This window comes from Bradyrhizobium sp. USDA 4449 (genome assembly GCF_054056275.1).
Map to the genome: position 1 here is coordinate 4,342,519 of NZ_JBSRYD010000001.1, position 19,805 is coordinate 4,362,323.

The following is a 19,805-nucleotide window of genomic DNA, read 5'->3' on the forward strand; positions in this document are numbered from 1 at the left end:
AAATCGTCAGGTAATGAAAGCGAGCAGGGTGCCGTTGGCCCTGGCCGGGGGCACGACGATCGCGGCTCCGCTGCGGACACCCGCCGGACCCAGCGCTTTCTCGGTTGCGGCGAGATCGCCGCTGACGAGCACCAGCGCCGCGCCGCCGCGTTCGGACAGGCCTGCGAGCGGCACGCCGGGATAGCGTTTGCCGAGCTGGTCCAGCGTCAGATAGACGAAGGCGGCGCGGTCGCTGCCCGACGGCACCGTCACCGCGCCGTCGGCCTCTGCCTTCGGCTCCCGATCGATCAGCCGCGCCAGATGCGCTGCGTCCTTCGCGGGCTCGGGTGTTGCGATCAGCACCTCGCTGATCCGCTTCGCCGCATTGGCGTGCCTCATCAGCTCGGGGATCCACACCGTCTCGCGCGTCTTGTGCTGGCAGGCGAAGATGCGCACGCCGCCGGGCGCCTCCGCGGTCGGCCACATGAAGGTGCGGAATTTCGCGGCCGAGACCGTGCCATCGGGCAGCGTTACCGGCCGCTCGAAATCCGTCGGACCGATCGGGGGGAAGCCGCGCGCGCGGATCTCTTCGGCGCCGGCGGCGCTATCGATCGCGGTGAAAGCGATGCGCTCGATGCCTTCGCCGTGCCGCTCGACAAAGGCGCGTGCAGGTGCGTTGTGTTCGGTTGGCACCAGCACGCCGAGCAGCTCCATGTAGTCAGGGTCGAACATGATGGTGTAGTTGCCGGTGCCCATATGTGCACTGTGGGTGCCGCGCGGCGACAGGGTGAAACCGAGCTGCCTGTAGTTTTCGGCGGCCTTGTCGAGGTCCCGCACCATGACCACGGCGTGGTCGATACCGATGACGTTCTTGAGCGCCACTGTGATTTCCCCGAATGCAAATGACGTTGGACGGCCTGAGCGACCGCTGGCCCTGTCTACGCCGGATAGGCGATCAAGTCATTTTCAATTCGGCGGGAGATCAGGGAATTTCATTCCGCGAAACGCCGCGTGACGCGTTGTGGCGTCAGCGATCCTGCTCGCCGATATAGGCGCCGAGGACGGCGCGCTCCTCGCCGGTCATCTCGGTGACGTTCCCCGGCGGCATCGCGTTGGACCATGCGGCGACACGGCCGATCAGGCGGATGTTGCGATGGATGTGCTCGGGCGCGTCGAGCAAGATGCCTTTCGGCGCGGTCACGATGCCCGCCCATACCGGTTCGGCCGCGTGACACATGCTGCAACGGGACATCACGATCTCCTCGACGTTGGCCGCCGTCGGCTGTCCCGACAGCGCGCCTGTCGTGACCTCGCGCGGCCCGGCCGCGGACAGAAAGAGGATCGCGATCGCGCCCGCTGCTGCCACGCCCCACACCCACCATGGCGATTTGCGGCCGGCATGGCCCTCGTTGAAGAAATGGCGGATCACGGGACCCAATGCCAGCACGATCGCAACGATGACCCAGTTGAAGCGGGTGGCGTAGAGCAGGGGATAATGGTTGCTGATCATCAGCACGACGACCGGCAAGGTCAGATAGTTGTTGTGGACCGAGCGCTCCTTGCTGGCTTTTCCGAGTTTGGGATCAGGCGCCTGTCCCGCGATCAGGCTGGCGGCGATCTTCTTCTGGTTCGGGATGATCAGCGCAAAGACATTGGCGACCATGATGGTGCCGATGATCGCCGCGATCTGGTTAAAGGCGCCGCGCCCGCTCAGCACATGGGTGAAGGCGTAGGTCAGCGCTACCAGGAACAGATAGCCGCCGATGGCGAAGGGAAGCTCGCGCTGCGCCAAGCCGGTGCGGCACGCGGCCTCATAGAGCAGCCAGGCCAGCGCGAGGCTCGAAAAGCTGAACAGACCGGCCTGGAATGGCGTGAGGTCGAGGGTCGACTTGTCGATCAGGAACAGATCGGCGTCGAGATAATAAACCACCACCATCAGAGCGAAGCCGGACAGCCAGGTGGTGTAGGCCTCCCATTTGAACCAGGTCAGTTCGTCCGGCATCTGGCTTGGTGCCACCAGATATTTCATGATCCGGTAGAAGCCGCCGCCGTGGACCTGCCAGGCCTCGCCCTGTACGCCATCAGGCAGGTCGCTCTTTTGCTTGAGGCTGAGGTCGAGCGCGATGAAATAGAACGAGCTGCCGATCCAGGCGATCGCAGCGATCACGTGCAGCCAGCGCAGCAGCAGGCTCGCCCATTCGGATACGATCGATCCCCACATGATCACCCCATCAAATCGTGGTATCGATGCGCCAGCTTGATGATGCAGCCGGCGACCGTGCCCTCACAATGTGTTGCACCGATCCGCGCCATTTTCCAGTACGATGGGCCATCCCCAATGCACATCGTGCGGGCACGAGCTGACGTGGGATTTGGCAGGGAAGTCGGGGGGGAAGGCGACGTGATATCTCGTGTTTCGCAGATGATGGTGCCGGCATGGCTCTTGGTCGCCAGCGCCGGCGCGCAAGCCGAACCCGTTCTGCTGGGCAGGGACGCCTATGGCAGCTGGCAGGCCGACAAGCCCGGCACGGTCAGGCTGATCCGCCCGCAGGATCTGGCCAAACCCGGCGCCTCGCGGTCGGTCTCAAACCCCGCGCGCGTGACCGCACGCGGACGTATGACGCCGCTCGTGCCGGAGGGATTCAAGATCGGGCTGTTGGCTGAGGGCCTCTCCGACGCACGCGTGCTGCGCGTCGCGCCGAATGGCGATATCTTCGTTGCCGAGACCGGACCCGGGCGCATTCGCGTGCTGCGTCTCGGGGAGGGCGGCGAGGTTGCGACCAACGATGTCTTTGCCAGCGGGCTCACCCGTCCTTTCGGCATCGCCTTCTTCCCGAACGGCGACAATCCGCAATGGATCTATGTCGCCAATGCCAGCAATGTCGTTCGCTTTCCGTATCGCACCGGTGACTTGAAGGCGTCGGCCAAGCCTGACCTCGTCGTCGCGAACCTTGCGCCGGGATCGGGCCATTCGACCCGCGACATCGTGTTCACGCCTGAAAGTAAACGCATGCTGGTGTCGGTTGGCTCCGCCAGCAATGTTGGCGAAGGCATGGGCAGCCCGCCAGGCGGCTTAGAGGCTTGGTCGCGCACGCAGGCGCTCGGTGCGTCCTGGGGATACGAGGGCGGGCGCGCGGCGGTGCTATCGTTCGACCCCAACGGCAAGGATCGCAAGCTTTACGCCACCGGCATCCGCAACTGCGTCGGCCTTGCGATCCAGCCGCAGACGGGATTGCCCTGGTGCTCGACCAACGAGCGCGATGGTCTCGGCGACGATCTCGTGCCCGACTATGTCACCAGCGTGAAGGAGGGCGCCTTCTACGGCTGGCCCTGGTTCTACATCGGCAACAACGAAGACCCGCGCCTTTCAGGCGCGCGGCCGGACCTCAAGGACAAGGTGACCATACCTGATGTGCTGGTGCAGCCGCATTCGGCCTCGCTCGGCTTGACCTTCTACCAGGGCACGCAGTTTCCATCGGAATATCAGGGCGACGCCTTCGCCGCCGAGCACGGCTCCTGGAACCGCTCGAAGCGCACCGGCTACAAGGTGATCCGTATCAGGATGAAGGATGGTAAGCCGACCGGCGAGTATGAGGACTTTGTGACGGGCTTCGTCGTGAACGAGATCCAGGTCTGGGGACGCCCGGTCGGCATCGCGGTCGCGAAGGATGGCGCCCTGCTGATCTCGGAAGATACCAGCGGCACGATCTGGCGCGTGACTCATTAGCGAGGGCGAGGGAATAGATGAGCCTTACCCCCGCCTGACGCTCGCTCCGCCATCGACGGGCAGCGTCACGCCGGTGATGAAATTGGCCTCATCCGACGCCAGGAACAGCGCCGCATTCGCCACGTCCCACGCGGTGCCCATCTTCTTGCGCAGCGGCACCTTGCTGTCGCGCTCGGCTTCGACTTCGGCGCGGGTTTTGGACCATTCGCGGGCGCGGGTGTCCACGGCCATCGGCGTGTTCATCAGTCCGGGCAGGATGACGTTGGCGCGGATGCCGTATTCGGCGTTCTGATAGGCGAGCTGTTCAGTGAAGGCGATCATCGCTGATTTCGTCGCCTTGTAGGCGACGTAAGGATAGGTCGTGATCGCAGCCATCGAGGAAATGTTGATGATGGCCCCGCTCTTCTGCGCGCGCATGATCGGAATGACTTCCTTCGCCGCGAAGATGCAGCTCTTCAGATTGATGGCGACGACGCGATCGAACGCCTCCTCGGTGATTTGAAGCAGCTCGGCATCACCGCCCGACAGGCTGACGCCGACATTGTTGTGCAGCACGTCGATGCGGCGCCAACGCGATGTGGCATCGGCGACCATCGCCTTGATGTCGGCCGAGCTCGTCACGTCGGCCTTGAAGGCCGCGGCGGTGCCTCGATTTGCAGCGATCAGATCGACGGTTTCCCGGGCCGACTCCAGATGATGGTCGACACACAGCACCTTGGCGCCCTCGCGCGCGAAGGTGAGCGCGGTGGCGCGGCCATTGCCCATGCCTTCGCCCGGACTCTGGCCGGCACCGACGACGATCGCAACCTTGTCTTTCAGACGCATTACGTTTTCTCCCTGCTTTTTCATCACGATAGCACGGGCCGATCGCAGCGGAAGACGGATCATGCGGCGGGATGGCCGGCAGGCGCACGCCGTCCCACTGACCATGCATGGCTGTGTCACGGCGTTGAAAGCACATGCGGGCCAACGACTTGCTGCCGCGCAGGAACCGACTTCACGCGACCGCGTTTGCTGCCGGAGCCTGTCCTGGGCTAGGCTCCATCCCGGGGATCCCCAACCACCAGTGGCTTGCCGATGAATCTGCTTGATCCACAAGGCCCCGTGGCTGCGGCCAACAGCACCATATTGGTTGATTCCGTCTTCATCATGCTCGCGATCGTGGTGCCGACCATCTTCGCGATCCTGGCTTTTGCGTTCTGGTTTCGGGCGTCGAACACGAAAGCGCGCTACCGGCCTGATTTCGTCTATTCCGGCCGCGTCGAGATGGTGGTGTGGGCGATCCCCGCGCTTACCGTAATCCTGCTCGGTGGCGTGGCCTGGATCGGCTCGCACCAGCTCGATCCCGCAGCGCCCGTTCCCGGCACAGGCAGCCCCGTGCGCATCCAGGCCGTCTCGCTCGACTGGAAATGGCTCTTCATCTATCCGGACCAGCGCATCGCCACGGTCAACTCGCTGACGGTGCCGGCCGGCGCCGAACTGAACATCCAGCTGACGTCGTCGAGCGTAATGAACGTGTTCTTCATCCCGCAGCTCGGCAGCATGATCTACACCATGAACGGCATGGTGACGAAGCTGAACCTGCGCGCCGACAATCAGGGCAAGCTGCAGGGCCTGTCGGCGCATTTCTCCGGCGACGGCTTTCCGGACATGATGTTCGACGTCAACGTCGTCTCGCCGCTGGCCTTTCCAGACTGGGTCACGACCACGGCCAGGACCGACGCCGTGCTGAACGAAGATAGCTACAAGAAGCTGATGCAGCAGGGAATCGAGAAGGGCAGACCGACCTATCGCCTGGAAGACCCGCGCCTGTTCGACCTGATCGCCACCCAGCACATTCCGCCAGGACCGGGACCGGAGCTCGTCTCCGATGCCGGCCGTCCCCACACCGGAGGCCACGATGCTCGGTAAGCTCGATTGGTCGGCCATCCCATTCGATCAACCCATTCCGCTTGCGGCGGGCGGCGTGGTGCTCCTTGTGATCCTGGGCGTGTTGGCCTGGGTCGTGGTGAAGGGGCATCTGCCCTATCTCTGGCACGAATGGATCACGAGCGTCGACCACAAGCGCATCGGCGTCATGTACATCCTGTTGGCCTCGGTGATGCTGCTGCGCGGCGGCAGCGACGCCATCATGATGCGGATCCAGCAGGCGATCGCCTACCAGTCACAGGGGTATCTCCCGCCGGAGCACTACAACCAGATCTTCTCGGCGCACGGCACCATCATGATCTTCTTCGTGGCGATGCCGTTCGTGATCGGGCTGATGAACCTGGTGGTGCCGCTCCAGCTCGGCGTACGCGACGTCGCGTTCCCGACATTGAATTCCGTCGGCTTCTGGCTGACTGCGACCGGTGCGCTGCTGGTCAATCTGTCGCTCGTGATCGGTGAGTTTGCCCGGACCGGCTGGCTCGCCTTTCCGCCGCTTTCGGAGCTGTCCTACTCGCCGGGCGTCGGCGTCGACTATTACGCCTGGTCGCTGCAGATTTCCGGCGTGGGCACGCTGGTCGCCGGCATCAATCTCGTCACCACCGTGCTGAAGCTGCGCACCAAGGGCATGAACTATCTGCGCATGCCGATGTTCTGCTGGACTACGCTGGCTTCGAACCTCCTGATCGTTGCGGCCTTCCCGATCCTCACCGCGACGCTGGCGATGCTGCTGCTCGATCGCTATCTCGGCTTCCACTTCTTCACCAACGAAGCTGGCGGTAACGTCATGATGTTCATGAACCTGATCTGGGCCTGGGGGCATCCCGAGGTCTATATTCTGGTGCTGCCGGCGTTCGGGGTCTATTCGGAGGTGGTATCGACCTTCTCCAGCAAGCCACTGTTCGGCTATCGCTCGATGGTGCTCGCCACCATGGCGATCTGCATCATCTCCTTCATGGTCTGGCTGCATCACTTCTTCACGATGGGGGCTGGGCCTGACGTCAACGCCATATTCGGCATCGCCAGCATGATCATCGCGGTGCCCACGGGCGTGAAAATCTACAATTGGCTGTTCACCATGTATGGCGGTCGAATCCGCTTCGCGACGCCGATGCTGTGGTCTGTCGGCTTCATGGTGACCTTCATCATCGGCGGACTCACGGGTGTTCTGGTCGCGGTACCCCCAGCCGATTTCATGCTTCACAACAGCATGTTTCTGGTTGCTCATTTCCACAACGTTATCATCGGCGGCGTCCTCTTCGCCGCTTTCGCGGGATTCGAATACTGGTTCCCGAAGGCGTTTGGATTCCGGCTCGACGAGCGCTGGGGCAAGGTGGGATTCTGGTTCACCTTTATCGGCTTCTGGGTCACGTTCATGCCGCTTTATATCGCCGGCATGTTGGGCATGACCCGGCGCATGCAGCATTACGACGTGGCGGAGTGGCGGCCCTGGATGCTGGTGGCCGCGTTCGGCATGTTGTTGCTGACGATCGGCGTGCTGGCGCAGGTCACTCAGATCGTCGTCAGTATCCGGAACCGGGAAGCGTTGCGGGATCGCACCGGGGATCCCTGGGATGGCCGTTCACTCGAATGGGCGACGTCGTCCCCGCCGCCGGTCTTTAACTTCGCCTTCTATCCCGATGTTCGTGGCGAGGATGCCTATTGGGCGTTGAAGCACCACGCCAAGGAGCAGCAGCTCGAGGATCATTCCGGGCCGGAATACCAGGACATCGAGATGCCCAAGAATTCGCCGACCGGCTTTGTCTGCGCATTCTTTGCCACCGTGATGGGCTTTGCGTTGATCTGGCACATCTGGTGGATGGTCGTTCTTGGCGGTGTTGGTGCGTTCGCGACCTTTGTCGTGTTCGCGTGGCGCGATCACGACGAATACGTCATACCGGCAGCCGAGGTCGAACGAATTGATCGCGTCAACATCGAGGAGCGTCGCAACCTCGTAAGCCTGGCGGGGACGCTCTGATGACGATGACCGCGACTCTCGGGCACGCTCACGCCGACCCGCATCATATTGGCCGCGCCACCGAGCATCCGGGGCCGGCGCCGAAGCGCATCGTCACCGCCTACGGTTTCTGGGTGTTCCTGCTCTCGGACATCGTGATGTTCTCCTGCTTCTTTGCGGCCTATGCCGTGCTGGTCAACCAGACCGCCGGCGGCCCCAAGGGCTCGGAGATCTTCGAGCAGCGCAACGTCGCGATCGAGACCGTCTGCCTGCTACTGTCGAGCTTCACCTGCGGCATGGCCAGCATCGCGGCCGACGTTCGCAACCGGCTCTGGTTCTATCTCGGTATGGCTGTCACCTGTGTGCTTGGCCTCATCTTCCTGGCCATCGAGTTCAAGGAATTCGCCGATCTCGTCGCCCGCGGCTATGGCCCCTCGCGTAGCGCCTTCTTGACTGCATTCTTCTCGCTGGTCGGGTGCCACGGATTGCACGTGTCCGCTGGCGTGCTCTGGCTGCTCACCATGATGGCCCAGGTATTCGCAAAGGGCTTTCGCGCCGACGTCCTGCGCCGGATGATGTGCTTTGCGCTGTTCTGGCATGCGCTCGACATCATCTGGGTCGGGGTATTTTCCGTCGTCTACCTGCTTGGAGGTGGGGCATGAGCGATCAGGCGCACATGCACGTCGAACGCGACATCGCGCCTGGCGATGAAGAGCAACACAGTGTCCGCGAGCGCATTCTCGGCTATGTCGTCGGTCTCGGCCTGGCGCTGCTGCTCACCGCGACCTCGTTCTTCATTGCCGGCACCGATCTGGTCTGGCAGCCTTCGATTCCCGTCGCGTTGATCGTGCTGGCCATCGCGCAAATGGGCGTGCACCTCGTCTTCTTCCTGCACATCACCACGGGGCCCGACAACACCAACAACGTGTTGGCGCTGGCCTTCGGCCTTCTGGTCGTCTTCCTGGTGGTCGGGGGGACTGTCTGGATCATGGCGCATCTCAACCAGAACATGCCGCCGATGGACCAGATCATGCAGATGCCGCGCTGAAGTTTAAGCCATGGCGATCCGGAATGTCGTCTCTCCCGACCACGACAAGAGGCGAGAGCGCGGACCGGCTCAACAGTTCAGACCCGGGCGCTGGGGACGCCGGCTGGCGAAGTGGCGCAGAAGCGCAATGTTCTCACAATCCGCTCACCTTAACCCTCATTGGCTGAGGCTGCCGAATCGATCGGCGTGCGCGGATGGAGTTCCATGTCCAATACGTTTCTTTTCTTCAAGGCGCTCGCGTCCAATCCGTTGATGGTCGGTGCCATCGCTCCCTCGGGGCCGGTGCTTGCAGATCTCATCACGAGGGAGGTCGATCCGTCGGATGGACCAGTCCTCGAACTCGGGCCCGGCACCGGAATCTTTACCGAGGCCCTGCTCGCGCGCGGCGTCCGTCAGACCGATTTGACACTGATCGAATCCGGCTCCGATTTTGCCCGTGTCCTCCGATTGCGCTTCCCCGAAGCCCGCGTGCTCCGGATGGATGCAGCGCGGCTAGGCGTCAGCCGCCTGCTCGGCAACGCGCCTTTGGGTTGCGCCATCAGCGGGCTGCCGTTGCTGAACATGTCGGCCAGAAAGGTCACTGCCATCCTGATCGGCGTGTTTTCTCTGCTGCGCAACGGCGGCGCACTTTACCAGTTCACCTATGGGGTTCGTTGCCCGGTGCCGCGGCGTTTGCTCGACCGTCTCGGCCTCAAGGCGAGTCTCCATGGCCGGGTGCTGCGGAATTTTCCGCCCGCCCAGGTCTACAAGATCGTCCGGCGCAAACGGCTGCCATCGCGCGAGGGCCGAATATGACCGGCCTGTCCGATTTGCCGGTCTTCGTCTCCGATCTGGCCGGTTGGGGGCTGACTGGCTTGACGTTGTGTGCGGCCATGGAAAAGCTTGTCCCGATCGTACCGTCCTATGGCGTGCTGATCGTGCTCGGCATGTTCGTCGTTCCGGATTTGGCCGGTTTGCCCTGGGCCCTTGCGGCAACGACAGCCGGCTCTACGCTCGGCTCGCTGATCTGGTACGCGGCGGGGCGGTGGCTCGGCCCTCGGCGCGGTGAGGCATTCGTGCAAAGCGCCGGACGCTATCTGAGCCTTCGGGTTGAAAAATATCGCCAGCTGACGGGCTCATACCACCGCAACCAGTTCCGGATCACCGCGAGCTCCCAGGTCATTCCCCTGGTCCGTGTCTACATGGCTTTCCCTGCCGGGGTGGTGGCCATTCCACTGACGTGCTTCACGACGGCGACCTTCGTCGGGGCTCTTGCCTGGAACGCGCCTTTTCTGATGTTGGGCTATGGTTTGCGCGAAAGTCATGTCGATCCGTCGGCGGCGGCCTCCACCGCCATCATCGGCATTGTCGTCGTCGAGGTCATGCTTGCTCTCGCATTCCGCTTCATCCGCGGTCGGGCTTGAGCCGCTAGAGCCGAATGGCTGGGATCGATCGCGATGCGCCGGGCCATAAAGAAAGGCCGCTTGTTTCTGACAAGCGGCCCAAGTCTAGGGAGGAAACGCCTGAGCAAAACAATCGGACCGAAGCCCGGATCGTCGCCAAGGAAACGCTCGCGCAAAGCGCTTGCGTACACATATAGGTGCAGCAACTCCCGTTTGGGTTCAATTCCGGATCAATACGGTCTCGGACTACCACTCAAGAGTGCGTGAGCCAAATGTTCACTTTGGCCGACGGCAATTGTAGGCCTTGCGGAAGCCCGAGGCCTGCGCGTCATCCTCCGAGCAGAACCAGCGGTCCGGCTTGGTGGTCGCGGCATAGCTCGGACAACCCCGCAAATGATAGATGCCGATATTGCCGGTGACCCGCGCCCGCACTGCGAGCTTGCCCTTGATGGCGCAGCTCGGCGGGGCCGTCAGGTCCTCCGGAAACAGGACTGCGCGGATTTCCTTGTCGCGATCGGAGCGGCAGGCGCTGCCGAGCAGCTGGCCGTCCTTCTTGCCAGTGCGGAATTCTTGCGGTGCAATAAAGCAGCCTTTCCAGATGCCGGCTGACGCGGCTTTCGCCTCAGCGGCCGCCGGCTTGACGTTGGCCTTGATCGGCTCGCGCGCGATGGCAAAGCCGAGTTTGAGCAGCTGCTCGTTCAACGAGACCTTGTCACCCTCCACCGTGCAGATCGCGCGATGGCGTTTGCCAAAGTTCTTCTCGGGCCCGACATCGTCGCAGTGCACGGGCTTGCCACCGATCAGCTTGGTGAGCTGCTCGCGGGCCTCGATGCCGCATGTCCAGGGATCGGCGTGGTCGTCGATGCAGACCTGGTCCAGCTCGGGCGCGTCGACGCCGTCGAGCCGGTAGGTGACATCGCCGAGCTGGATCGAATTGGCATCCCGAACCGTCGCAGCCGCAGTCAGCGCGGCGGCGGGGCTGGAAGTCTCCAGGAATCCGGACAGAGCAAGAAACGAGACAAGGGCGAACGCGCGGGCGGTGGCAAATGAATTCCTCGAGGACATAATTTCTCGCTATGATTGCTCTTACCCCCTTGTTCCTAGCATCCGGTCGTCGCGAGACCAATGGTCTGCGCTGTGCGAAGTGCGACATTCGCGCGCCAGCCTTTACTCGCCGCCCGATCTGCACCTATCGTTTGGCCAGCTTGTGAGCCGTGATGGCCGAATCGCCCGGGAAGCGGCGAGGGCGGGAGGAAAGCGTTTCGATGAAAGACCCCGTGGACGTCCTCATCATTGGCGCCGGCGCTTCGGGCGCTGCGGCGGCGTGGTCGCTGGCCGATACCAAGATGCACATCCTCTGCCTGGAGCAGGGCGGCTGGATGAACCCGGCGGAATACCCCAGCACGGGCCGGGACTGGGAGGCCAAGTTCTACGGCGAATGGTCGTCGAGCCCCAACGTCCGCGGCCGGCCCGAGGACTATCCTGTTAACGACGACAATTCGCCGATCAAGGTCGTCAATTACAACGCGGTCGGCGGCTCGACGGTGATGTACACCGCGCACTGGCCGCGGCTGCATCCCTCTGACTTCAAGGTGAAGACGCTCGACGGCGTCGCCGACGACTGGCCGATCGACTATGACACGCTGACGCCGTTCTTCGAAGAGAACGACCGCATGATGGGCACATCAGGCCTGTCAGGCGATCCTCGATCGCCCCTGACGCATCCGCCGATGCCGCAGCAGCCGCTGGGACTGTCCGGCGCCATCATCGCCAAGGCCATGAACAAGCTCGGCTGGCACTGGTGGCCGTCGGACACGACGGTGGCGACGATGGACTATGAGGGCCGCGCGCGCTGCATCAATCTCGGTCATTGCACACCAGCCTGCGCGCAAGGCGCAAAGTCCTCGACCGACATCACGTATTGGCCGCATGCGATCCGGGCCGGCGTCGAGCTGCGCACGCATTGCCGGGTGCGCGAGATCACCACCGACGAGAACGGCATGGCCACCGGCGTGGTCTATTACGACAAGGACGGCGTCGAGCAGTTCCAGCCGGCGCATGTCGTGATCATCGCCTGCAACGGCGTCGGCACGCCGCGGCTGCTGCTCAACTCGAAGTCCGACCGCTTTCCGAACGGTCTTGCCAATTCGTCGGGCCTCGTCGGCAAGAATCTGATGTTCCATCCCTACGCGCAGATCTACGGCTACGTGAAGGAGCCGACCGACTCCAACCGTGCACCGCCGACCTGCCTGTGGAGCAAGGAGTGGTACGACACGGACCTGTCGCGCGGCTTCGTGCGCGGCTATGGCGTCCAGTTCGTGCGCGGGGCTGGGCCGGTGTTCGAGGCTGTCGTCAGCGAGCAGAAGGGTATTCTGCCGTGGGGCGAGGACCATCACCGCGTTTTCCGCAAGCTCAACGGCCATCGGCTGGGCTTCTCCGCGATCTGCGAGGATCTGCCGGAGGAGCACAACCAGGTCACGCTCGATCCCGTGCTGAAGGACAGCCACGGCATCCCTGCGCCGAAGATCAACTACACCATCAGCGAGAACAGCCGGAGGATGATGGACCATGCGCTCGCCCGCGGACGCGAGATCCTCGAGACGGCGGGGGCAACCGACATCTGCGTCAACTCGCCGATCCCCTGGGGTGGCTGGCATCTGCTCGGTACCGCGCGGATGGGCACCGATCCCAAGCGCTCAGTGGTCAACGAGTGGGGCCGCACGCACGACGTCAAAAACCTGTTCATCGTCGACGGCAGCATCTTCGTCACCTCGGGCGGCGTGAACCCGACGTCCACCATCCAGGCCCTCGCGCTCTACATCGCCGACCAGATGAAGCAGCGTCTCGCCAATTTGTTCGACTGAGGCCGTCATGTCTGAAAGTCTTCAGCTCACGCGCGCGCAGCGCGACGACCTCCGCACCGTCGCCGGGATGATCGTTCCCGCCAGCGACGAGTACAAGGTGCCCGGCGCCGACGACGCCGCGATCCAGGCCGATATCCTTGCGACGCTCGGCCGCGACACCAAATTGGTCGCGACGGCGCTGGACCATCTGGCGCGGCTCGCAGGTCAGCCGCTCGCGGATCTCGATAGCGCGGGGCGCGATGCAGTGGCGCAGGAGTTTCGCAACCACGGCGGCGCGGCCGCGGCAACGCTCGTTCGCGTCGTTCTGCAATGCTACTATCGCGACGACCGCGTGCTGCGCTCGCTCGGCCTCGAGCTGCGTGCACCGTTCCCGAGGGGCCATGTGCTCCCGGACGGCGACTGGTCGCTGCTCGATCCCGTCAAGGCGAGGGGCGGCACGCTGCGGCGACCGCCCTAGCCATCTGGGCAGTCCAGCCCGGCGTCCGGGGCAGGCACCTTGCGCAGGCGGGAACAGGCCACCATCTGTGTGAGCCTCAAGGGCTTCTACCATGCTGGATTTCACTTCAGATATCGTCGATGACGCGCCGTCATCGCGAACGACAGCGTCTGCTCCGGTCGATGACCGGACCCTGCTGGACGCCTATTCCAATGCCGTGATCGACGTGACCGACCGCGTCGGCCCCGCCGTCGTGCGTGTCGAGACCGGGCCAAAGACGCCGAACGGCCGCGGGCGCGGCGGGCTCGGCTCCGGCATCGTGATCTCGCCGGACGGGTTGGTGCTCACCAACAGCCATGTGGTTGGCGCCTCCAAGGAGATCAGGCTGCGCGACGTCGAGGGTAACGTGGGCGACGCCCGGGTGCTCGGCGTCGATCCTGATACGGACCTCGCGTTGTTGCGCGCCAACGGCGTACGCGACCTGCCTTATGCCGCGCTTGGCAATTCCAAGACGCTGCGGCGCGGCCAGCTCGTGATCGCAATCGGTAATCCGCTCGGTTTTGAATCGACCGTCACCGCCGGCGTGGTGTCGGCGCTCGGGCGCTCGATCCGCTCGGTCAGCGGCCGCACCATCGAGGACGTGATCCAGACCGACGCCGCGCTCAATCCCGGCAATTCCGGCGGACCGCTGGTGTCGTCAAATGCCGAGGTGATCGGCATCAACACGGCCATCATCAATGGTGCGCAAGGCATCTGCTTCGCCGTCGCCAGCAACACCGCGCAATTCGTGCTGTCGGAAATCATCCGCCACGGCTACGTCCGCCGCGCCTTTATCGGCGTCGCCGGACAGACCGCGCCGGTCCCGCGCCGGCACGCGGTGCTGGCCGGCGTCGAGAACAAGATGGGCGCACTCTTGATGCAGATCGAGCCGGATGGACCTGCGGCGAAAGCGGGTCTGCTGCCCGGTGACGTCGTGATCAAGCTCGATGGCGTCGACATCAACGGCGTCGACGATCTGATCCGCGTGCTCGACCGCGACCGCATCGGCTGCCGCCTCGCCATGGACGTGCTGCGGCTCGGCCGCCTCCGGGCGATCGATATCGATCCGATCGAGCGCAAGCCGGCCCGCTAGCGTGGGTGCCCTCGGGCGAGGTATGACGGTGCCATGCCTTGTCCTCGGAAACCCGCCGCATGATGCCGGCGCATGAGACCTACGACGTCATTGTCATCGGCGCTGGCGCCGGTGGCATGACGGCTGCGGCGGTCGCCGCCACCGAAGGTCTGCGCGTGCTCATGATCGAGAAGACCGCCTTTGTCGGCGGCACCACGGCGTGGTCCGACGGCATGGTGTGGATTCCCGCCAATCCAAAGATGAAAGAGGCAGGGCTGTCTGACAGCATTACGGATGCCGTTCGCTATCTGTCGAGCACGGTGCCGGAGCCGGCCAATGCCGGCTTGCGCGCTGCCTTCCTCGCCCGCGGGCCGGAGGCGGTCGCCTGGCTCGAGGCCAACACCGAAGTGCGCCTTCAACCGTTAAAGGCCTGTCCGGATCATTATCCGGAGCGGCTGGGCGCGACGTCGGCCGGGCGTGTGCTCGAGCCGGTCGTCTTCGACGGCACGCGGCTGGGCGCGCATTTCGCGCGACTGCGCGCGCCGATGCCGGAGTCGACGATATTCGGCGGGATGATGGTCGATCGACGTGACATCCTGCATCTGCGCCGGGCCGGAAAATCGCTGCGCTCGACCTTGCGCGCGGCGCGGCTCGTTTCCGGATACGCGCTGCAGCGGCTGCGCAACCCGCGGGGAACGACGCTGCATCTCGGCAATGCGCTCGCGGCGCGGCTCTATGCCTCGCTGCTGACGCGGCGGGTCGAGATCCTCTTCAGCGCCGACGTCGAGGATCTGTCGGTGCAGGGCGATGGCGTCAGCGGTGTGGTGATCCGCCATGGCTCACGTGACCGGTGGATTGCGGCGCGCCGCGGCGTGGTGGTCGCAACTGGCGGCTTCTCGCACGATGCAACCCTGCGCAAGCGCTGCTTCCCGCCTGCTGCTGGATTTGTCTCGGCAACGAACACGTCAGCCACGGGGGATGGTCTTCGCCTCGCGACGGCAGTGGGCGCTGCGCTGAACGTCGACGCGACGAGCCCGGCCTACTGGGTGCCCGTCTCGCTGTTCCGTCGCGCCGACGGTAGCCGCGGCGTGTTTCCGCACACGGTCACCGATCGCGCCAAGCCCGGCGTGATCGCTGTCAACGCTGCCGGCCGCCGCTTCGTCAACGAGGCGCTGACCTACCATGAGTTCGTGCTCGCGATGCTACGCGATGGCGGTGACGAACCGGACCGTCCGTTCTATCTGGTCTGCGATCGCCAGTTCCTGTGGACCTACGGCCTTGGTCGCATCGAGCCGTTCATGCGCAATTTCCGGCGCCATGTGGCGAACGGCGAGTTGATCGAGGCGCCCGACATCGCACAGCTCGCGGCGAAGACCGGCATCAAGCCGACCGTGCTCGCAGCGACGATTGCGAGCTACAATTCCGATGCGAAGGAGGGGCGCGATCCCGAGTTCGGTCGCGGCAGCACCATCTATCAGCGGCATCTCGGTGATACCAGCCACAAGCCCAATCCATGCGTCGCGCCGATCCTTGAGGCACCCTTCTTCGCGCTGCGAATTTACCCCGCCGATCTCGGCACGGCGATCGGCATGAAGGTCGATGCGCAGGCGCGCGTGCTGCGCCAGGACGGCACGCCGATTGCGGGGCTTTACGCCTGCGGCAATGACATGGGCTCGATCATGAACGGGAACTGTCCGGCGCCGGGGATCATGCTCGGGCCGGCGTTGACGTTCGGGTATATCGCGGGACGGCATTTGGCCGAGGGGGTGGCGACCGTGCCAAGTGCCGCGAAGGCAAGGGGTTCTCGCAATGATGCGCGGAGGGCGGGCGAGCCCTAACTATTACTCCGCGGCCGCCGCAAACCGGCTGTTCTCCAGCTCTGCTTCCAGCCGCGCCTTCTCCGCCGCAGCCAGCTTGATGTTGGCTTCCTTGACGTGGCCGAAGCCGCGGATCGTCTCTGGCACGCGGGCGAGCCGCGCCAGCAGCGGAATCTGCTCGGGCTTCAGCCCAACGATCCGCCGATCGATCATCTCAAGGTAATCCGCGACCAATTTCCGCTCGCTGCGGCGCTCCTCGGTGCGGCCGAACGGGTCGAACGCCCCGCCGCGCAAGAACTTCAGCTTTGCTAGAATGCGGAAGGCGTGGATCATCCAGCCGCCGAACTCCTGCTTCTGAAGCCGGCCATTCGTCTTGTCGCGCCTCGCAAAAATCGGCGGAGCGAGATGGTACTTCAACGTGAAATCGCCGTCGAATTTCTCCGACACCTTTTTGGCGAAGCTGCCGTCGGTATAGAGCCGCGCGACCTCGTATTCATCCTTGTAAGACATCAGCTTGAACAGGTTCTTCGCCACCGCCTCGGTCAGCTCCGTGGACGCAGGCGAGGCCGCGCTCTCCGCCTTCCGGACCTTGGCAACGGCCGCGAGATAGCGGTCCGCGTAGGCCTTGTCCTGATAGCCGGTCAGAAATTCCGCGCGCGTCGCGATGATGTCGTCGAGCGACGGGGTCGAAACGGAGGCGCGGCTCTTGAACTGGAGCACGCTGCGCACGCGCGACATGTCGTGGGCGGCGAGGCGGCCCCAGGTGAAGGCGAGCTTGTTCATCTCGATCGCGGCGCCGTTGACCTCGATGGCGCGGAGCAGGGCCTCCAGCGAGAGCGGGATCGCGCCCTTCTGGAAGGCGAAGCCGAGCATGAATGGATTGGTCGCGATGCTGTCGCCCATCAGCGCCGCGGCAATGCCTGTCGCGTCGATGATGTCGAGGTTCTTGTCGCCGACGGCGTCGCGCAGCACGGCCTGCATCGCGCCCATCTCGAAATCGATGTCTGGATTTTGCACGAAGCTCGCCGTCGGCTGGAGGTCGGCGTTGACATAGGCCCTGGTCACGCCACGCTCGGCGCGGCTCAGCGCCGTCGGGCCGGCCGAGACGATCATGTCGCAGCCGAGGATGACGTCGGCGCCGCCGGTGGTGATGCGGACCGCCGAAATATCCTCCGGCTTCGGCGCGATGCGGACATGGCTCATCACCGCGCCGTTCTTCTGCGACAGACCAGTGAAGTCCAGCGCCGAACAGCCGAGGCCGTCGACATGGGCGGCCATGCCGAGCAGGGCGCCGATGGTGATGACGCCGGTGCCGCCGATACCGGTGACCAGGATGTTGTAGGGTTCGTCAAGCTCACGCGCCGGCGGCAGCGGCAGGTCCGCGAAGAGCTGCCCGGAATCGACCGCCGAACTCTTCATGCGCTTGAGCGAGCCGCCATGCACGGTGACAAAGCTCGGGCAAAAGCCTTCGACACAGGAAAAGTCCTTGTTGCAGTTCGACTGGTCGATCTGCCGCTTGCGGCCGAACTGAGTCTCCAGCGGTTGCACAGAGACGCAGTTGGACGCCTGCGAGCAATCGCCGCAGCCCTCGCAAACGAGCTCGTTGATGAAGGCGCGCTTGGCGGGATCGGGATAGAGCCCGCGCTTGCGGCGCCGGCGCTTTTCGGCGGCGCAGGTCTGGTCGTAGATCACGACCGTCAGGCCCTTGATATCGCGCAGCTCGCGCTGCAGGGCATCGAGCTCGCGGCGATGATGGATGGTCGCGCCTTGCGGGAAGTAGTTGCCCTCAGGGTATTTGGTCGGGTCGTCCGAGACGATCGCGAGCCGCTTGACGCCCTCCGCCCAGACCTGATGCGCGATCTGCGCAACGTTGAAGGCGCCCTCGGCCGGCTGGCCCCCGGTCATCGCGACCGCGTCGTTGTACAGAATCTTGTAGGTGATGTTGATGCCGGCGGCCGATGCCGCGCGCAGCGCCAGCAGGCCGGAATGAGTGTAGGTGCCGTCGCCGAGGTTTTGAAAGATATGCTTCTCGGTCGTGAAGGGCGACTGGCCGATCCAGTTCACGCCCTCGGCGCCCATATGCGAGATCAGATCGGTGCGGCGGGTCGGCATGCTCAGGGCCATGGCGTGGCAGCCGATGCCGGCCATGGCGCGACTTCCCTCGGGCACGCGGGTCGAGGAATTGTGCGGGCAGCCGGAGCAGAAGAAGGGCGTACGCGCGAGCTTGATCTGCGTGCCGGTGGTGACGGGATTGTCGAACGCTTCGAGCCGGGCGAGGCGCTGCTCCAGCACCGGGCTGTGATGCCCGAGCTTGCGCAGACGCGCGACCAGCGCACCGGCGACAATCGTCGGCGTCAGTTCGCCTTCGCCCGGGAGCAGCGGCGCACCACTTTCGTCGCGCTTGCCTGTGACCGTCGGACGCTTTGAGGCATCGATATTGTAGAGGATGCGCATCAGCTGGTCTTCGATGAAGCCGCGCTTCTCCTCGACCACGAGCACGTCCTGGAGCCCTTCGGCAAAACGCTTGGCACCGCTTTCCTCCAGCGGCCAGGTCAGCGCGACCTTGTAGATGCGCAAGCCCAGATCCCGCGCATCCTTGTCGGTAATGCCTAACTCAGCGAGTGCCTGGCGCAGATCGAGATAGGCCTTGCCGGTCGCGATAATGCCGAGCCGCGCCGGCTTGGAATCGAGCACGATGCGGTCGAGCTGGTTGGCGCGGGCAAAGGCCTGCACCGCCGCCATCTTCGGGCCGAACAGGCGCTTCTCCGCCTCCAGCGGCGGATCGGGCCAGCGGATGTTGAGGCCGCCCGGCGGCATCTCGAAATCGTCCGGGAGCACGATCTTGATACGTTCAGGGTCGCTGTCAATCGATGCGGAGCTCTCGACGGTCTCGCTGATCGCCTTGAAGCCGACCCAGCAACCGGAGAAGCGCGATAGCGCAAAGCCGTAGAGGCCGAGATCGAGGTAATCCTGCAGCGTGGCCGGATTGATCACGGGGATCATTGCCGCCGCGAACACCTGCTCGCTCTGATGCGCCAGCGTCGAGGACTGGCAGCCATGGTCGTCCCCGGCGAGCGCCAGTACGCCGCCATTGAGCGAGGTTCCGGCTGCGTTGGCATGCTTGAGCGCATCGACGGACCGGTCCACGCCGGGGCCCTTGCCGTACCAGATGCCGAACACGCCATCGACCTTGGCGCCCGGAAACAGCCCGACCTGCTGGCTGCCCCAGACGGCGGTCGCAGCCAGGTCCTCGTTCAGGCCGGGGACGAAAGCGATGTCGTGCTGCTCGAGGTGCGACTTGGCGCGCCACAGCGCGTGGTCGTACATGCCGAGCGGGGAACCGCGATAACCCGAGATGAAGCCGCCGGTGTTGAGCCCCTGGAGCCGGTCCCGTTCGCGCTGCAACATGGGCAAGCGGACCAAGGCCTGGGTGCCGGACAGGAAGATCCGTTTCGATTCGAGCCGGTATTTGTCGTCCAGCTCGACCTGCAACAGCGTCATTTCAGGCGTCCTTGTCGTCGTGTCCGGGAGGAATTTTGCGCCGCGGAAAGAGGGGGC

General features: G+C 64.3%; 16 protein-coding genes. 11 read left to right on the forward strand and 5 right to left on the reverse strand.

Going from position 1 to position 19,805, the window contains the following annotated elements:
- Nucleotides 1-6 precede the first annotated feature (6 nt).
- Together ACVIIW_RS20320 and ACVIIW_RS20325 are read right to left on the reverse strand one after the other, a co-directional pair.
- Entirely contained in the window at nucleotides 7-861 is an 855-nt protein-coding gene (locus tag ACVIIW_RS20320; RefSeq protein ID WP_456702349.1) for a VOC family protein, read from the reverse strand.
- Nucleotides 862-1,006: 145 nt separating this feature from the next.
- Nucleotides 1,007-2,200, reverse strand: coding sequence for a urate hydroxylase PuuD (locus ACVIIW_RS20325; protein WP_456702350.1), 1,194 nt, complete (start codon nucleotides 2,198-2,200; stop codon nucleotides 1,007-1,009).
- Between the two features lie 204 nt (nucleotides 2,201-2,404).
- Here ACVIIW_RS20325 and ACVIIW_RS20330 point away from each other — a divergent pair, with 204 nt between their 5' ends.
- A complete protein-coding gene (locus ACVIIW_RS20330) occupies nucleotides 2,405-3,706 on the forward strand; it encodes a PQQ-dependent sugar dehydrogenase (RefSeq protein WP_456705207.1) in 1,302 nt (433 codons plus the stop codon).
- 24 nt (nucleotides 3,707-3,730) lie between these two features.
- On the opposite strand, the gene ACVIIW_RS20335 is transcribed toward ACVIIW_RS20330, so the two are convergent.
- Complete coding sequence (locus ACVIIW_RS20335) at nucleotides 3,731-4,531, reverse strand: SDR family NAD(P)-dependent oxidoreductase (RefSeq protein WP_456702351.1); 801 nt, start codon at nucleotides 4,529-4,531, stop codon at nucleotides 3,731-3,733.
- A gap of 252 nt (nucleotides 4,532-4,783) precedes the next feature.
- On the opposite strand from ACVIIW_RS20335, the gene ACVIIW_RS20340 reads away from it, so the two are divergent.
- The 6 genes from ACVIIW_RS20340 (at nucleotide 4,784) to ACVIIW_RS20365 (ending at nucleotide 10,040) form a co-directional block, all read left to right on the forward strand.
- Complete coding sequence (locus tag ACVIIW_RS20340) at nucleotides 4,784-5,617, forward strand: cytochrome ubiquinol oxidase subunit II (protein ID WP_456702352.1); 834 nt, start codon at nucleotides 4,784-4,786, stop codon at nucleotides 5,615-5,617.
- Nucleotides 5,607-7,610, forward strand: coding sequence for a cytochrome o ubiquinol oxidase subunit I (gene cyoB, locus ACVIIW_RS20345; protein WP_456702353.1), 2,004 nt, complete (start codon nucleotides 5,607-5,609; stop codon nucleotides 7,608-7,610). Before ACVIIW_RS20340 ends, cyoB begins: the two co-directional genes overlap by 11 nt.
- Nucleotides 7,610-8,251 carry a cytochrome (ubi)quinol oxidase subunit III gene (locus ACVIIW_RS20350; protein WP_456702354.1) on the forward strand — a complete coding sequence of 214 codons (642 nt, stop codon included), beginning with the start codon at nucleotides 7,610-7,612 and terminating at the stop codon, nucleotides 8,249-8,251. Before cyoB ends, ACVIIW_RS20350 begins: the two co-directional genes overlap by 1 nt.
- A complete protein-coding gene (gene cyoD / locus ACVIIW_RS20355) occupies nucleotides 8,248-8,637 on the forward strand; it encodes a cytochrome o ubiquinol oxidase subunit IV (protein ID WP_456702355.1) in 390 nt (129 codons plus the stop codon). The genes ACVIIW_RS20350 and cyoD overlap by 4 nt, the downstream gene beginning before the upstream one ends.
- Nucleotides 8,638-8,841: 204 nt before the next feature.
- Nucleotides 8,842-9,432: a class I SAM-dependent methyltransferase gene (locus ACVIIW_RS20360; RefSeq protein ID WP_456705208.1), complete on the forward strand. Its 591-nt coding sequence runs from the start codon at nucleotides 8,842-8,844 to the stop codon at nucleotides 9,430-9,432.
- Nucleotides 9,429-10,040, forward strand: coding sequence for a DedA family protein (locus ACVIIW_RS20365; RefSeq protein ID WP_456702356.1), 612 nt, complete (start codon nucleotides 9,429-9,431; stop codon nucleotides 10,038-10,040). Before ACVIIW_RS20360 ends, ACVIIW_RS20365 begins: the two co-directional genes overlap by 4 nt.
- A gap of 255 nt (nucleotides 10,041-10,295) precedes the next feature.
- On the opposite strand, the gene ACVIIW_RS20370 is transcribed toward ACVIIW_RS20365, so the two are convergent.
- Nucleotides 10,296-11,084 (reverse strand): thermonuclease family protein, encoded by a 789-nt coding sequence (locus tag ACVIIW_RS20370; RefSeq protein ID WP_456702357.1) that lies wholly within the window; start codon nucleotides 11,082-11,084, stop codon nucleotides 10,296-10,298.
- Nucleotides 11,085-11,284: 200 nt separating this feature from the next.
- Between ACVIIW_RS20370 and ACVIIW_RS20375 the strand changes: the two genes are divergently transcribed.
- From ACVIIW_RS20375 to ACVIIW_RS20390, 4 genes are all read left to right on the forward strand, one after another.
- Nucleotides 11,285-12,883: a GMC family oxidoreductase gene (locus ACVIIW_RS20375; RefSeq protein ID WP_456702358.1), complete on the forward strand. Its 1,599-nt coding sequence runs from the start codon at nucleotides 11,285-11,287 to the stop codon at nucleotides 12,881-12,883.
- Nucleotides 12,884-12,890: 7 nt separating this feature from the next.
- The gene (locus ACVIIW_RS20380) at nucleotides 12,891-13,340 is read left to right on the forward strand and encodes a hypothetical protein (RefSeq protein ID WP_456702359.1); all 450 of its coding nucleotides are present in this window, start codon (nucleotides 12,891-12,893) and stop codon (nucleotides 13,338-13,340) included.
- 91 nt (nucleotides 13,341-13,431) lie between these two features.
- Nucleotides 13,432-14,451 carry a S1C family serine protease gene (locus ACVIIW_RS20385; RefSeq protein WP_456702360.1) on the forward strand — a complete coding sequence of 340 codons (1,020 nt, stop codon included), beginning with the start codon at nucleotides 13,432-13,434 and terminating at the stop codon, nucleotides 14,449-14,451.
- 59 nt (nucleotides 14,452-14,510) lie between these two features.
- Complete coding sequence (locus ACVIIW_RS20390) at nucleotides 14,511-16,268, forward strand: FAD-dependent oxidoreductase (protein WP_456702361.1); 1,758 nt, start codon at nucleotides 14,511-14,513, stop codon at nucleotides 16,266-16,268.
- Nucleotides 16,269-16,271: 3 nt separating this feature from the next.
- Here the strand turns inward: ACVIIW_RS20390 and ACVIIW_RS20395 are convergent, their stop codons facing one another.
- On the reverse strand, nucleotides 16,272-19,748 hold the full coding sequence (locus ACVIIW_RS20395) for an indolepyruvate ferredoxin oxidoreductase family protein (RefSeq protein ID WP_456702362.1): 3,477 nt from the start codon (nucleotides 19,746-19,748) through the stop codon (nucleotides 16,272-16,274).
- Between the last annotated feature and the right edge of the window lie 57 nt (nucleotides 19,749-19,805).

Coding starts and splice junctions, on each gene's coding strand:
- ACVIIW_RS20380 (WP_456702359.1), top strand. CDS start 12,891: ATGTCTGAAAGTCTTCAGCTCACGCGCGCGCAGCGCGACGACCTCCGC.
- cyoD (WP_456702355.1), top strand. CDS start 8,248: ATGAGCGATCAGGCGCACATGCACGTCGAACGCGACATCGCGCCTGGC.
- cyoB (WP_456702353.1), top strand. CDS start 5,607: ATGCTCGGTAAGCTCGATTGGTCGGCCATCCCATTCGATCAACCCATT.
- ACVIIW_RS20325 (WP_456702350.1), bottom strand. CDS start 2,200: ATGTGGGGATCGATCGTATCCGAATGGGCGAGCCTGCTGCTGCGCTGG.
- ACVIIW_RS20385 (WP_456702360.1), top strand. CDS start 13,432: ATGCTGGATTTCACTTCAGATATCGTCGATGACGCGCCGTCATCGCGA.
- ACVIIW_RS20330 (WP_456705207.1), top strand. CDS start 2,405: ATGGTGCCGGCATGGCTCTTGGTCGCCAGCGCCGGCGCGCAAGCCGAA.
- ACVIIW_RS20335 (WP_456702351.1), bottom strand. CDS start 4,531: ATGCGTCTGAAAGACAAGGTTGCGATCGTCGTCGGTGCCGGCCAGAGT.
- ACVIIW_RS20375 (WP_456702358.1), top strand. CDS start 11,285: ATGAAAGACCCCGTGGACGTCCTCATCATTGGCGCCGGCGCTTCGGGC.
- ACVIIW_RS20360 (WP_456705208.1), top strand. CDS start 8,842: ATGTCCAATACGTTTCTTTTCTTCAAGGCGCTCGCGTCCAATCCGTTG.
- ACVIIW_RS20365 (WP_456702356.1), top strand. CDS start 9,429: ATGACCGGCCTGTCCGATTTGCCGGTCTTCGTCTCCGATCTGGCCGGT.
- ACVIIW_RS20350 (WP_456702354.1), top strand. CDS start 7,610: ATGACGATGACCGCGACTCTCGGGCACGCTCACGCCGACCCGCATCAT.
- ACVIIW_RS20390 (WP_456702361.1), top strand. CDS start 14,511: ATGATGCCGGCGCATGAGACCTACGACGTCATTGTCATCGGCGCTGGC.
- ACVIIW_RS20370 (WP_456702357.1), bottom strand. CDS start 11,084: ATGTCCTCGAGGAATTCATTTGCCACCGCCCGCGCGTTCGCCCTTGTC.
- ACVIIW_RS20395 (WP_456702362.1), bottom strand. CDS start 19,748: ATGACGCTGTTGCAGGTCGAGCTGGACGACAAATACCGGCTCGAATCG.
- ACVIIW_RS20340 (WP_456702352.1), top strand. CDS start 4,784: ATGAATCTGCTTGATCCACAAGGCCCCGTGGCTGCGGCCAACAGCACC.